This is a genomic window from Bradyrhizobium diazoefficiens (genome assembly GCF_016616235.1).
Lineage (GTDB): Bacteria > Pseudomonadota > Alphaproteobacteria > Rhizobiales > Xanthobacteraceae > Bradyrhizobium > Bradyrhizobium diazoefficiens_H.
In genome coordinates, this window is record NZ_CP067100.1 from 3,940,800 (window position 1) to 3,953,661 (window position 12,862).

Genomic DNA, 12,862 nt, shown 5'->3' on the forward strand with positions numbered 1-12,862 from the left:
CCGCGCGACACGCGAAAAACAGAAACAGGGGAGGATTAGACATGAGCGACGGCAAGACCGGAATGCAATTGCGTTCACTGCTCAAGAAGAGCGGCGAGCTGGAATTGTCCCTCGTGAATGTCCCGACCCCGGAGCCGGCCGACGACGAGGTCGTCGTCCGCGTCGAGGCGACGCCGATCAATCCGTCCGATCTCGGCCTGTTGATCGGCGCCGCCGATATGTCGGCCGCCAAGGCGTCCGGCACCAGGGAGATGCCGGTCATCACCGCGACCATGCCGGAAGGCGCGATGCGGATGATGGCGGCGAGGTTCGACCAGTCGCTGCCGGTCGGCAATGAGGGCGCCGGCACGGTGATCCGGACCGGTGCGTCCGATGCCGCAAAAGCGCTGATGGGCAAGACGGTGTCGATGATCGGCGGCGCCATGTACACGCAGTACCGCGTGCTCAAGGTCCGCGACGTCATGGAGCTGCCGGCCGGCACCACGGCCGCCGACGGCGCGTCCTGGTTCGTCAATCCGCTGACTGCGCTCGGCATGACCGAGACGATGCGGCGGGAGAACCATAAGGCGCTGGTGCATACGGCTGCGGCGTCCAACCTCGGCCAGATGCTGAACAAGATCTGCATCAAGGACGGCATCGGCCTCGTCAACATCGTCCGCAGCAAGGAGCAGGCCGACATCCTGCACAAGATCGGCGCCAAGCACGTCGTCGATTCCTCCGCGCCGAGCTTCATGGACGATCTCACGGACGCGCTGGTGGAGACCGGCGCCACCATCGCCTTCGACGCCATCGGCGGCGGCAAGCTCGCCAGCCAGATCCTGACCGCGATGGAAGTGGCGGCCAACAAGACCGCGAAGGAATACAGCCGCTACGGCTCCAACGTGTACAAGCAGGTCTACATCTACGGCAGCCTCGATACGCGCCCGACTGAGCTGAACCGGTCGTTCGGCCTCAGCTGGGGCGTTGGCGGCTGGCTGCTGACGCCGTTCCTCCAGAAGATCGGTCCGGCTGATATCGGGCGCCTGCGCCAGCGCGTGGCGTCCGAACTCAAGACCACCTTCGCCAGCCACTACACCAAAGTGGTGTCTCTTCAGGAGGCACTCGATCCCGCCAATATCGCGGTGTACGCCAAACGCGCCACCGGCGAAAAATTCCTCATCAACCCAAATAAATTGTCGTGATCGGCGACGGCCGGTCACCGAAAGAAGGTCTTGCCTTCTGAGCGAAGCGGCGGATTATTCCGCCGTCATTTGAAAGCGGAAAAACCGCAGAGCGCTCAGAAGGGGACCTCTCCATGACCGATCTCGATCGCCGCCATTTGCTCGCAGGCGCCGCCGCCATTGGCGTGGCTGCCGCCACCGGCCTCCGGCCGAGGGCCGCCGATGCCGCAGTGCCGCAAGCCGGCACGCAGGCGCCGGGCTTCTACCGCTACAAGGTCGGCAGCATCGAGTGCACCTCGATCAATGACGGGGCGCGCACCTTCCCGATGCCGGACAAGTTCGTCACTAACCTGTCGAAGGAGGAGGCGCTCGCGGCGGGCGAGGCCGCCTACATGCCCAAGGGCATGGTGACGGTGCCGTTCAACCCGCAGCTCATCAACACCGGCTCCAAGCTGGTGCTGATCGACACCGGCAACGGCGTCGCCAATCTCGAGCCCAGCAAGGGCGCGGTCGGCCGCACGCTGCAAAACCTTGCGGCTGCCGGCGTCGATCCCAAGAGCATCGACGTAGTGCTGCTCTCGCATCTGCATCCCGATCACACCAACGGCATTCGCCTCGCCGACGGCGCGCTCGCCTTCCCGAATGCGGAGATCATGGTGCCGGGCAAGGACTGGGAGTTCTGGACCAGCGCGGACAACGCCGCCAAGGCCGAGTCCAACGCGATGATGAAGAACTATTTCGCCAACGTGAAGAAGACCTTTGCGGGCCTCGAGTCCAAGGTCACCAAGTACGAGTGGGGCAAGGAGGTCGCGCCGGGCATCACCTCGATCGCGACGCCGGGCCACACGCCCGGCCATACCTCGTTCGCAGTCGCCTCCGGCGATGCCAAGATCCTGATCCAGTCCGACGTCACCAACATTCCCGAATTCTTCCTGCGCAATCCGGACTGGCACGTGGCGTTCGACAATGATCCCGCGATGGCGCAGGAGACCCGCCACAAATTCCTCGACATGGCGGCGGCCGAGAAGGCAACGGTTGTGGGCTTCCACTTCACCTTCCCCTCGGTCGGTCATGTCGAGAAGGACGGCGCCAAATATCGCCTGATCCCGTCGGCGTGGAATCCGACGATCTGAGCTGGACGAGAGGTTCGCGAAGAATCGGGCCGCCGCTTGGCGGCCCGATTGCTTTGGATGACCATCTGCTTTCGGGAAACTCTACGTTTCCAAATCGGACTGGTTCATGCACTTGCATCGATCGACCCGGATCGCTTAAGTGCCGCCCGGCACTCCCGCTCAAGCCCTCGAGGACACTTCATGGCCTACAACATCGTCGTTATCGCCGGCAGCCTGCGCAAGGACAGCTTCTCGCTGAAGATCGCCAATGCGCTCGCAAAACTGGCGCCCGCATCCCTCAAGCTCGAGGTCGTCACGCTGGGAGGCATCTCGTTCTTCAACCAGGATCTCGAGGGCGCGCCGCCCGCGGACTGGCTGGCCTTCCGCGAGAAGATTCAGAAATCCGACGGCGTCATCTTCGTGACCCCCGAATACAACCGGGCGATTCCGGGCGTGCTCAAGAACGCCATCGACGTCGCCTCGCGCCCTTATGGCAAGAGCTCGTTCAACGGCAAGCCGGTCGGCATCGTCTCGAACTCGCCTGGCCCGCTCGGTGGCGTCAGCGCCGCCAAGACGCTGCAGAACATTCTGCCGGGCATTTCCGGCCCGATCATGCAGCAGCCGGAGACCTATCTGAACGCCGTCGGCGACGCTTTCGATGCGGAAGGTAATCTGGTCAAGGAGTCGCTGAAGCCCGTGCTCCAAGCCTATATCGACGCCTTCGCCGCGCACGTGGCCAAGCACCACGGCTGAGGTCTCATTCTCCGTCATGGCCGGGCTTGTCCCGGCCATCCGCGTCTTGGCTGACCGCAACGACGAACGTGGATGGGCATGACGACTAGCGGTGGGCTGGTTAGCACTCCCTTAACCAAGCTGCCCCATCTTCCCAGCATGGTCTCCCGCGCGCGCCTGAAATCGATCCTGACCGGCCTTGCCCTCTATGCGATGGCGGCCGCCATCGTCGGCTATTTCGGCGTCAACGCCTATACCGGCAAATACGGCCTCAACGCCCGCCAGGAGCTTGACCAGGAGATCATCGCGCTGACCAGCGAGCTGGCGCAGCTCAAGCGCGAGCGCGCCAGGAGCGAGCAGCGCGTCTCGCTGCTGCGCTCCGAGAAGATCGATCCCGACATGCTGGAGGAGCGGGCGCGCTTCCAGCTCGACTATGTCAATCCGCACGATCTCGTTCGGATGATCCCGGCGAAATGATCGGAGCGCGCCGCGCGCGGGTCACAAGCGTCATCTGCCTGTCAGAGAATTCGGACAAGACGACGAGCTCACCCTTGTGGCGTTTTGACGCGATGCTGCGCAAAAGATGGAGGCTTGTCATGCCGGACAATCGTTCGCGACGGACGGTGCGTATTGGAGCGATGCTGCTCGGCGCGGCGTTCCTTCCTCTGTCGATGGCCTTCGCACAGACCGGCCCGGCCCCATCAGGCGCCAAGCAGGTCCCGACCCTCGACGGCAGGCCGCCGCTGATCCTCGGACATCGCGGACTGCCGGGGCTGGTGGCCGAAGAGACCGAGGCATCGTACGAGCTTGCCGCAGCGCTCGGCACCGACGCGCTCGAAGAGGATTTGCACCTGACCAAGGACTGCGTCCTCGTGGTGCGCCATAACCCCTGGCTCAGCGACAACACCAATGTGGCCGAGGTGGCCAAGACCAACGCGGCTGTCGCGGCGCGCAAGCGCACGGTGCCCGGTGTGCGCGTCAAAGCGCCGGCTCCCACCAACGGGCCCGCCGACTACCTCACGGACCTCACCGATCCCGCCGACCCGAAATCGGTGCTGAAGTCGCTGATCGTGGACGGCGAAGACCACACCAACGACTGGTCGATCACCGACTTCACCATGGCCGAGCTGAAGCAATGGATCGCCGGCACCACCTATGATGCGGCCAACGAGCGGCCAAAAGTCTTCAATGGCAAATTCCCCGTCATCAGCTTCCAGGACGTCATCGACATCGCCAAGGCCAGGAGCAAGCAGACGGGACGTTCTATCCTCGTCTATCCCGAGACCAAGAATCCGACCTGGAATAATGCCCAGGGGATCGCAAACGGCTGCGGCATGCCCGGCAGCCGCCCGCTCGAAGATGCCCTGATCAAGATCATCAAGGACAACGGCCTCAACACCAGGGACGCGCCGATCCTGGTCCAGAGCTTCGAGCCCGGCAGCCTGAAATATATGCGCAGCCATGGCTTGGAAACGCGGCAGGTCCAGCTCATCGACGGCAACGGCATCGACTTCAAAACCGGCAAGGTCCTGCTCAACAACATCACCACGTCGCGTCCGTACGACTGGACGGTGGCGGGCGACGCGCGCCTCTACGATGCAATGCTGACCCCGGAGGGTCTTGCCGAGATCAAGTCCTATGCCGACGGCATCGGTCCGTGGAAGGCCTATATCGTTCCGCTCAAGATTGCGCCGTGGAAGGACAGCAACGCCGACGGCACGCCCTACAAGGGATCGACGCCGGAAGCATCGACGCAGCAGCCGACCAGTCTCATTGCCGACGCGCACAAGCTCGGCCTGTTCGTGCACGTCTTCACGTTCCGCAACGAGAAGAAATATCTCGCTGCCGATTATCGCGGTGATCCGGCGCAGGAGTATCTCAAGTTCTTCTGTCTCGGCGTCGACGGCGTGTTCACAGACTTCACGCACACCGGCGTTGCCGCCCGCGCAGCCTATCTGCGCGAGCTCGGCTGGTAAGGTCATCGATACGAATCGGACACGGCACGGGCTTCGGCCCGTGAGCTGCGCGTCCGACGCGCTTGCCGCATCTACCGGCACCGCCTGCGTCGCTGAGGAGCGAATGTTGCCCAATCCGCGCCAAAGGTTTTGCAAAGTTTCGGCCACGTTGCAGTGCGGCATAATGAAAATCGTGCCATGTCACCTGTCATGCCGCTGCGGTGCTTTCCAACCGCGTTTGACTTGGGTTAGAGAGGGCTGAAGTTTTCTCTGACCCGGAATTCCCATGGCCGCACCCAAGAAAGCCGCCGCGAGCGCTGCACAGGACAAGATGGACGGCGGTTCGCCCCCGGAATTCACCAGGGAACAGGAGCTCAAGGCGCTCCGCGAGATGCTCCTGATCCGGCGGTTCGAGGAAAAGGCCGGCCAGCTCTACGGCATGGGCGCGATCGGCGGCTTCTGCCATCTCTATATCGGCCAGGAGGCCGTCGTGGTCGGCATGCAGATGGCCCTGAAAGGGGGCGATCAGGTCATCACCGGCTATCGCGATCACGGCCATATGCTCGCCACCGGCATGGACGCCAAGGGCGTCATGGCCGAGCTCACGGGCCGCCGCGGCGGCTATTCCAAGGGCAAGGGCGGCTCCATGCACATGTTCAGCAAGGAGAAGCATTTTTACGGCGGCCACGGCATCGTCGGTGCCCAGGTTTCGCTCGGCACGGGTCTCGCCTTCGCCAACCACTATCGCGGCAACGACAATGTCAGCGTCACCTATTTCGGTGACGGCGCGGCCAATCAGGGCCAGGTCTATGAGAGCTTCAACATGGCGGAGCTCTGGAAGCTGCCGGTGATCTACGTCATCGAGAACAACCGCTACGCCATGGGCACCTCGGTTTCGCGCGCCTCGGCGCAGCAGGATTTCTCCAAGCGCGGCGCCTCCTTCAACATCCCCGGCAAGCAGGTCGACGGCATGGATGTGCGCGCCGTGAAGGCGGCGGGCGAGGAGGCGGCGGCCTGGTGCCGCGCCGGCAAAGGCCCCTACATCCTGGAGATGCAGACCTACCGCTATCGCGGCCACTCGATGTCCGACCCCGCCAAATATCGTACGCGCGAGGAGGTCGAGAAGATCCGCCATGACCAGGACCCGATCGAGCAGGTGCGCAACCGCCTGCTCGCGGCCAAGGTCAGTGAGGCCGATCTCAAGGCGATCGACGCCGAGGTGCGCGACATCGTCAACGCGTCCGCCGATTTCGCCCAGCATGATCCGGAGCCGGATGCCGCCGAGCTCTGGACCGACGTTTACCGCTGAACGCGCGCAAGCTTTCCTTTGGAGTCGATATGCCAATTCAAGTGCTGATGCCCGCGCTGTCGCCCACGATGGAGAAGGGCAACCTCGCCAAGTGGCTGAAGAAAGAGGGCGAGCAGATCAAGTCTGGCGACGTCATCGCCGAGATCGAGACCGACAAGGCGACCATGGAGGTCGAGGCGACCGATGAGGGGACGCTCGGTAAGATCCTGATCCCCGAGGGCACCGCCGACGTCGCGGTGAACACGCCGATCGCGACCATTCTCGCCGACGGCGAGAGCGCCGCCGATCTTGCCAAAGCGCCTGCTGCGCCCGCCAAGCAGGAGAAGGCCGCGGAGTCAGCTCCGCCTGCCGCGGCAAAGGCGGAAGCGCGGCAGCCGAAGGCTGCGCCCGCGCCGCAGGTTGTCGCCGAGCCCGATCCGGAAGTGCCTGCAGGCACCGAAATGGTGACGCAGACCATCCGCGAAGCGCTGCGCGATGCCATGGCCGAAGAGATGCGCCGCGATCAGGACGTCTTCGTCATGGGCGAAGAGGTTGCCGAATATCAGGGCGCCTACAAGGTCACGCAAGGCTTGCTCCAGGAGTTCGGCGCCAAGCGCGTCATCGACACCCCGATCACCGAGCACGGCTTTGCCGGCGTCGGCGTCGGCGCTGCCATGACGGGTCTCAAGCCGATCGTCGAGTTCATGACCTTCAACTTCGCCATGCAGGCGATCGACCAGATCATCAACTCCGCGGCCAAGACGCTCTACATGTCCGGCGGCCAGATGGGCTGCTCGATCGTGTTCCGCGGCCCGAACGGTGCCGCCGCGCGCGTCGCCGCCCAGCACAGCCAGGACTATTCGTCCTGGTACTCGAACATTCCGGGTCTCAAGGTCGTCGCGCCGTTCTCGGCCGCCGACTACAAGGGCCTGCTCAAGGCCGCGATCCGCGATCCCAATCCGGTGATCTTCCTCGAGAACGAGGTGCTGTACGGGCACACCGGCCAAGTGCCGAAGCTCGACGACTTCGTGATCCCGATCGGCAAGGCCCGCATCGTGCGCGCCGGCTCCCACGTCACCATCATCTCCTGGTCGAACGGCATGACCTATGCGCTCAAGGCCGCCGACGAGCTCGCCAAGGAGGGCATCGAGGCCGAGGTGATCGACCTGCGCACGCTGCGCCCGATGGATACCGAGACCATCGTCAACTCGGTCAAGAAGACCGGCCGCGCTGTCACGGTAGAAGAGGGCTGGGCCCAGAGCGGCGTCGGCGCCGAGATCGCCGCGCGCATCATGGAGAATGCCTTCGACTATCTGGACGCGCCGGTGACGCGCGTCTCCGGCAAGGACGTGCCGATGCCCTATGCCGCAAACCTGGAGAAGCTCGCGCTGCCGTCGGCGGCGGAAGTCGTCGAGGCCGCCAAAGCCGTCTGCTACAGGTAGACCATGGCGGGCCCGAAGGAGCAGCCACTGCCGCCCGACGTCATGACCCGCGAGGACGCGGTCGAGATCCTGCGCGTGTTCGTGCTGGACGGCGGGCTGTCGATGGCGTTCCAGCGGGCCTTCGAGGAGCCCGACATGTGGGGCCTGCTGCTGGTCGATCTTGCCCGCCACGCCGCACGCGCCTATGCGCGCGAGAGCGAATACACCGAGGAAGACGCCCTGAACCGGATCCTCGAGATGTTCCAGGCCGAGATCGAGCGCCCCACCGACACCGGCACCACGACGCCGCGCGGCAAGGGGCACTGACCGTGGCCGTCGAAGCCCATCATTTCGATTTCATGCTGGAGGCGATCCGCGAGGCGGAAGCCTCGATCGCGCAGGGCGGCCTGCCGATCGGCGCCGTGCTGACCCGCGAGAACAAGATCATCGCGCGCGGCCACAACAACCGTGTGCAGGAGAACAACCCGATCCTGCACGGCGAGATGAGCTGTCTGCGCGAAGCCGGCGCGATCTCGTTCCACGACACCGTCATGTACACCACGCTGTCGCCATGCTCGATGTGTGCCGGCGCGCTCGCTTTGTTCAAGGTCAAGCTCGTGGTGATCGGGGAATCCGTCACCTTCGACGGCTCCAAGGACATCCTCGACAAGTTCGGCATCCCCTGGATCGACCTTGCCGACGAGCGCTCCATCACCATGATGAAGAATTGGCGTTCCAATCCTGCCAATGAGCGCCTGTGGCAGGGCGACATCGGCAACTAAACCTGGTCTGTTCGTCCTCGCTTCCGGGGACGGCGTTTTTGAGAAGTTCTTCGTGAGGTCAGCATGCCCATCAACATCCTGATGCCCGCTCTTTCGCCGACGATGGAGAAGGGCAACCTCGCCAAGTGGCTGAAGAAGGAAGGCGACAAGGTCAAATCCGGCGACGTCATCGCCGAGATCGAGACCGACAAGGCGACCATGGAGGTCGAGGCCATCGACGAGGGCACGATCGCCAAAATCCTGGTGCCCGAGGGCACCCAGGACGTCCCGGTCAACGACGTGATCGCAGTGCTCGCCGGCGAGGGCGAGGACGTGAAGGCCGCCGGTAGCGCCAAGCCGAGCGCGTCGGCCGCGCCGCCCAAAGCTGCTGACAAGCCCGCTGAGGCTCCCGCTGCTGCGCCAGCTCCTGCGCCCGCTGCTCCCAAGGCCGCACCGCCGCCCGCCGCCGCACCAGCGCCGCAGGCCCCAGCTCCCGCCGCGCAGGCCAATGGCCATGGTGGCCGCGTGTTCTCATCGCCGCTGGCGCGGCGTCTTGCCAAGGAAGCCGGCATCGATGTCGGCATGGTCACCGGCACCGGCCCGCATGGCCGCGTCGTCGCGCGCGACGTCGAGCAGGCCAAGTCGGGCAAGGGCCTCAAGGCGCCTGCGGCAGCGCCACCAGGCGCGCCCTCGATCGCGCCGACCATGTCGGACAAGCAGATCCTGTCGCTGTTCGAGCCCGGCTCCTACGACGTCGTCCCGCATGACGGCATGCGCCGTACCATCGCGCAGCGCCTGACGGCATCGATCCAGAACGTCCCGCACTTCTATCTCACGATGGACTGCGACATCGGCAAGCTGCTCGCCGCGCGCGAGGAGATCAATGCGGCAGCTCCCAAGGACAAGGAGAAGAAGCCGCTCTACAAGATCTCGGTCAACGATTTCGTCATCAAGGCGATGGCGGTCGCGCTGCAGAAGATCCCGAACTGCAACGTCAGCTGGACCGAATCCGGTATGGTCAAGCACCATCATTCCGACGTCGGCGTCGCGGTGGCGATGCCCGGCGGGCTGATCACGCCGATCATCCGCAAGGCCGAAACCAAGACGCTCTCGATCATCTCGAACGAGATGAAGGATTTTGCCGCCCGCGCCCGCTCGCGCAAGCTGAAGCCGGAAGAGTACCAGGGCGGCACCACCGCCGTCTCCAACCTCGGCATGTACGGCATCAGCCACTTCACCGCCGTAATCAATCCGCCGCACGCGACCATCCTCGCAGTCGGCACCAGCGAGGAGCGTCCCGTCGTGCGCGGCGGCAAGATCGAGATCGCGCACATGATGAGCGTGACCTTGTCTTGCGATCACCGCGCCATCGACGGCGCGCTCGGCGCCGAGCTGATCGGTGCGTTCAAGCAGCTGATCGAAAATCCCGTCATGATGATGGTGTGATGGGCTGGGCCATGTACGCGATCTACGGTCCGTACGTCCTGCTCGCCGCCATCCTCATTGCTTCGATATTTGCCTTTCAACGTGACCTCGTATCCACGACCCAGTTCAAGATCATGACCATCGGCGCGGGCGTGCTCGCGCTGGTTTGGACCGCGATCCTGGGCGGAATTTGGCTGGAGTACAGATAATGGCCGACACGTCCTTCGACATCATCATCATCGGCTCCGGCCCCGGCGGTTACGTCACCGCGATCCGCGCCGCCCAGCTCGGTTTCAAGGTTGCGATCGTCGAGAAATCCTATCTCGGCGGCATCTGCCTGAACTGGGGCTGCATTCCGACCAAGGCGCTCTTACGCTCGGCGGAGATCTATCACTACATGCAGCACGCCAAGGATTACGGCCTGTCGGCGGAAAAAGTCTCGTTCGATCCGAAAGCCGTGGTGCAGCGCTCGCGCGGCGTGTCGAAGCGTCTGAATGACGGCGTCGGCTTTCTGATGAAGAAGAACAAGGTCAGCGTGATCTGGGGCTCTGCCTCCATCGACGCCCCCGGCAAGGTCACGGTAAAGAAGTCCGACGTCGAGGGCCCCAAGGGCACGCTGGGCGAGGGGACCTACCAGGCCAAGCACATCATCATCGCGACCGGTGCACGGCCGCGCGTCTTGCCGGGGCTCGAGCCCGACAAGAAGCTGATCTGGACCTACTTCGAGGCCATGGTGCCGGAGAAGATGCCGAAGTCGCTGCTGGTCGTCGGCTCCGGTGCGATCGGCATCGAATTCGCCTCGTTCTTCCACACCATGGGAAGCGACGTCACCGTAGTCGAGGTGCTGCCGCAGATTCTGCCGGTCGAAGACGCCGAGATCGCCGGCCTCGCGCGAAAACGGCTGGAAAAGCAGGGCATCAAGATCATGTCCTCGACCAAGGTGACCAAGCTCGAGAAGAAGGCCGACAGCGTCGTCGCCACCATCGACGACGGCAAGGGCAAGCCCGTCACCACCGAGTTCGAGCGCGTGATCTCGGCGGTCGGCGTCGTCGGCAATATCGAGAATCTCGGCCTCGAAAAGCTGGGCGTCAAAACCGACCGCGGCACGATCGTGATCGACGGTTACGGCAAGACCAACGTGCCCGGCATCTACGCCATCGGCGACGTCGCAGGTCCGCCGATGCTTGCTCACAAGGCCGAGCATGAAGGCGTGATCTGCGTCGAAGCGATCAAGCGCCTCAATCCGCACCCCATGGACAAGAATCTGATCCCGGGCTGCACCTATTGCCAGCCGCAGGTGGCCTCAGTCGGCCTCACCGAAGCCAAGGCGAAAGAAAACGGCCGCGAGATCCGCGTCGGCCGCTTCCCCTTCGTCGGCAACGGCAAGGCGATCGCGCTCGGCGAGGACCAGGGCCTGGTCAAGGTGATCTTCGACAAGAAGACCGGCCAGCTCCTCGGAGCCCACATGGTCGGCGCCGAAGTCACCGAGCTGATCCAGGGCTACGTCGTCGCCATGAACCTGGAGACCACGGAAGAAGAGCTGATGCACACCGTGTTCCCGCATCCGACCCTCTCGGAGATGATGAAGGAAGCGGTGCTGGATGCTTATGGAAGGGTGCTGAATATTTGATTTTCGCCGTCATTGCGAGCGAAGCGAAGCAATCCAGAGCGCACCCGCGGAAACAGTCTGGATTGCTCATCGCAAGAGCTCCTCGCAATGACGAGCAACAAGAACCGTTGGCATAACAAGAAAGAAACCAGCCATGCACGACAACGACAACCTCACCATCGAACGCCCGACCTTCGTCACCCATCTCGAATGCGCGATGGAGGGCGATCATTACGCCGCCGATCAGATCCACAACCTCTCCAAGGCGGGCAAGCCGTTGCTGGTGCGCTACGACCTCGCCGGCGTGAAGAAGGCGCTGACCAAGAATACGCTGGCACAGCGCCCGGCCGACATGTGGCGCTACCGCGAGTTGCTGCCGGTGCGCAAATGCAAGGATATCGTCTCGCTCGGTGAAGTGACGACGCCGCTGATCCGGCTGCCGAAGCTCGGCGCAAAACTTGGCGGCGGCGAGATCATCGTCAAGGACGAGGGACGGCTGCCGACCGGCTCGTTCAAGGCGCGCGGCCTCGTCATGGCAGTGTCGATGGGCAAGGCGCTCGGCATCAAGCACATGGCGATGCCGACCAACGGCAATGCCGGCGCGGCGCTCGCGGCCTATGCAACGAGCTGCGGCATCAAGACCACGATCTTCTGCCCGGCCGATACGCCCGAAGTGAATGTCAGCGAGATCGAGCTCCAGGGCGCGACCGTCTACCGCGTCAACGGCTATATCGATGACTGCGGCAAGATCGTCGGAGAAGGAAAAGCAAAAGTCGGCTGGTTCGACACCTCGACCTTGAAGGAGCCGTACCGCATCGAAGGCAAGAAGACGATGGGCCTCGAGCTCGCCGAGCAGCTCGGCTGGGACGTGCCCGACGTGATCTTCTACCCGACCGGCGGCGGCACCGGCCTGATCGGCATGTGGAAGGCCTTCGACGAGCTCGAGAAGATCGGCTTCATCGGATCAAAGCGCCCGCGCATGGTCGCGGTGCAGGCCTCCGGCTGCGCACCGATGGTGCGCGCCTATGAGGCCGGCACCGAGCATGCGACGCGCTGGGAGGACGCTCACACTATTGCCTCCGGCATCCGCGTGCCGCAGGCGATCGGCGATTTTCTCATCCTGCGCGCCGTGCGCGAGAGCAAGGGCTTTGCGATTGCAGTGGACGACGACAAGATCTCGGCAGCGCTGAGCGAGGTCGCGCGCGAGGAGGGGCTGCTGCTGTGCCCCGAGGGTGCCGCGACCTATGCCGCCTACAAGGACAGTCTTGCCGACGGCCGCGTCAACAAGACCGATCGCGTGATGCTGTTCAACTGCGCGAGCGGCCTGAAATATCCACTGCCGCCGGTCACGCGCACGCTCGATCGCCACAAGCCGATCGACTACACGCAGTTCTGACTT

At 63.9% G+C, this 12,862-nt stretch carries 13 protein-coding genes; all 13 read left to right on the top strand.

Annotation, left to right across the window (positions count from 1 at the left end; all coding sequences use genetic code 11):
• Positions 1 to 41 precede the first annotated feature (41 nt).
• The 13 genes from JJB99_RS18665 (at position 42) to JJB99_RS18725 (ending at position 12,859) form a co-directional block, all read left to right on the top strand.
• On the top strand, positions 42 to 1,181 hold the full coding sequence (locus JJB99_RS18665; protein ID WP_200493814.1) for a zinc-binding dehydrogenase: 1,140 nt from the start codon (positions 42 to 44) through the stop codon (positions 1,179 to 1,181).
• Positions 1,182 to 1,294: 113 nt separating this feature from the next.
• The gene (locus JJB99_RS18670; RefSeq protein ID WP_200493815.1) at positions 1,295 to 2,293 is read left to right on the top strand and encodes an MBL fold metallo-hydrolase; all 999 of its coding nucleotides are present in this window, start codon (positions 1,295 to 1,297) and stop codon (positions 2,291 to 2,293) included.
• A 180-nt stretch (positions 2,294 to 2,473) separates the two neighbouring features.
• Complete coding sequence (locus tag JJB99_RS18675) at positions 2,474 to 3,025, top strand: NADPH-dependent FMN reductase (protein WP_200493816.1); 552 nt, start codon at positions 2,474 to 2,476, stop codon at positions 3,023 to 3,025.
• A 138-nt stretch (positions 3,026 to 3,163) separates the two neighbouring features.
• The gene (locus tag JJB99_RS18680) at positions 3,164 to 3,481 is read left to right on the top strand and encodes an FtsB family cell division protein (protein WP_200500215.1); all 318 of its coding nucleotides are present in this window, start codon (positions 3,164 to 3,166) and stop codon (positions 3,479 to 3,481) included.
• A 119-nt stretch (positions 3,482 to 3,600) separates the two neighbouring features.
• Positions 3,601 to 4,980 carry a glycerophosphodiester phosphodiesterase family protein gene (locus tag JJB99_RS18685; protein ID WP_246774921.1) on the top strand — a complete coding sequence of 460 codons (1,380 nt, stop codon included), beginning with the start codon at positions 3,601 to 3,603 and terminating at the stop codon, positions 4,978 to 4,980.
• A 265-nt stretch (positions 4,981 to 5,245) separates the two neighbouring features.
• The gene (gene pdhA / locus JJB99_RS18690; RefSeq protein WP_200493817.1) at positions 5,246 to 6,268 is read left to right on the top strand and encodes a pyruvate dehydrogenase (acetyl-transferring) E1 component subunit alpha; all 1,023 of its coding nucleotides are present in this window, start codon (positions 5,246 to 5,248) and stop codon (positions 6,266 to 6,268) included.
• Positions 6,269 to 6,297: 29 nt separating this feature from the next.
• On the top strand, positions 6,298 to 7,689 hold the full coding sequence (locus JJB99_RS18695; protein ID WP_200493818.1) for a pyruvate dehydrogenase complex E1 component subunit beta: 1,392 nt from the start codon (positions 6,298 to 6,300) through the stop codon (positions 7,687 to 7,689).
• Positions 7,690 to 7,692: 3 nt separating this feature from the next.
• Positions 7,693 to 7,995: a DUF5076 domain-containing protein gene (locus JJB99_RS18700; protein ID WP_092181243.1), complete on the top strand. Its 303-nt coding sequence runs from the start codon at positions 7,693 to 7,695 to the stop codon at positions 7,993 to 7,995.
• Positions 7,996 to 7,997: 2 nt separating this feature from the next.
• Positions 7,998 to 8,450 (top strand): nucleoside deaminase, encoded by a 453-nt coding sequence (locus JJB99_RS18705; RefSeq protein WP_200493819.1) that lies wholly within the window; start codon positions 7,998 to 8,000, stop codon positions 8,448 to 8,450.
• Positions 8,451 to 8,513: 63 nt separating this feature from the next.
• Positions 8,514 to 9,875 carry a pyruvate dehydrogenase complex dihydrolipoamide acetyltransferase gene (locus JJB99_RS18710; protein ID WP_200493820.1) on the top strand — a complete coding sequence of 454 codons (1,362 nt, stop codon included), beginning with the start codon at positions 8,514 to 8,516 and terminating at the stop codon, positions 9,873 to 9,875.
• Positions 9,875 to 10,063, top strand: coding sequence for a hypothetical protein (locus JJB99_RS18715; RefSeq protein WP_200500448.1), 189 nt, complete (start codon positions 9,875 to 9,877; stop codon positions 10,061 to 10,063). The genes JJB99_RS18710 and JJB99_RS18715 overlap by 1 nt, the downstream gene beginning before the upstream one ends.
• Positions 10,063 to 11,484 carry a dihydrolipoyl dehydrogenase gene (lpdA, locus tag JJB99_RS18720; RefSeq protein WP_200493821.1) on the top strand — a complete coding sequence of 474 codons (1,422 nt, stop codon included), beginning with the start codon at positions 10,063 to 10,065 and terminating at the stop codon, positions 11,482 to 11,484. The genes JJB99_RS18715 and lpdA overlap by 1 nt, the downstream gene beginning before the upstream one ends.
• Positions 11,485 to 11,617: 133 nt before the next feature.
• Positions 11,618 to 12,859 (top strand): threonine synthase, encoded by a 1,242-nt coding sequence (locus JJB99_RS18725; RefSeq protein WP_200493822.1) that lies wholly within the window; start codon positions 11,618 to 11,620, stop codon positions 12,857 to 12,859.
• The last annotated feature ends 3 nt before the right edge of the window (positions 12,860 to 12,862 follow it).

Excerpts from the sequence above, each read along its gene's own strand:
- JJB99_RS18665 (WP_200493814.1), top strand. The coding sequence starts at position 42 with ATGAGCGACGGCAAGACCGGAATGCAATTGCGTTCACTGCTCAAGAAG.
- JJB99_RS18670 (WP_200493815.1), top strand. The coding sequence starts at position 1,295 with ATGACCGATCTCGATCGCCGCCATTTGCTCGCAGGCGCCGCCGCCATT.
- JJB99_RS18675 (WP_200493816.1), top strand. The coding sequence starts at position 2,474 with ATGGCCTACAACATCGTCGTTATCGCCGGCAGCCTGCGCAAGGACAGC.
- JJB99_RS18680 (WP_200500215.1), top strand. The coding sequence starts at position 3,164 with ATGGTCTCCCGCGCGCGCCTGAAATCGATCCTGACCGGCCTTGCCCTC.
- JJB99_RS18685 (WP_246774921.1), top strand. The coding sequence starts at position 3,601 with ATGCCGGACAATCGTTCGCGACGGACGGTGCGTATTGGAGCGATGCTG.
- pdhA (WP_200493817.1), top strand. The coding sequence starts at position 5,246 with ATGGCCGCACCCAAGAAAGCCGCCGCGAGCGCTGCACAGGACAAGATG.
- JJB99_RS18695 (WP_200493818.1), top strand. The coding sequence starts at position 6,298 with ATGCCAATTCAAGTGCTGATGCCCGCGCTGTCGCCCACGATGGAGAAG.
- JJB99_RS18700 (WP_092181243.1), top strand. The coding sequence starts at position 7,693 with ATGGCGGGCCCGAAGGAGCAGCCACTGCCGCCCGACGTCATGACCCGC.
- JJB99_RS18710 (WP_200493820.1), top strand. The coding sequence starts at position 8,514 with ATGCCCATCAACATCCTGATGCCCGCTCTTTCGCCGACGATGGAGAAG.
- JJB99_RS18715 (WP_200500448.1), top strand. The coding sequence starts at position 9,875 with ATGGGCTGGGCCATGTACGCGATCTACGGTCCGTACGTCCTGCTCGCC.
- lpdA (WP_200493821.1), top strand. The coding sequence starts at position 10,063 with ATGGCCGACACGTCCTTCGACATCATCATCATCGGCTCCGGCCCCGGC.
- JJB99_RS18725 (WP_200493822.1), top strand. The coding sequence starts at position 11,618 with ATGCACGACAACGACAACCTCACCATCGAACGCCCGACCTTCGTCACC.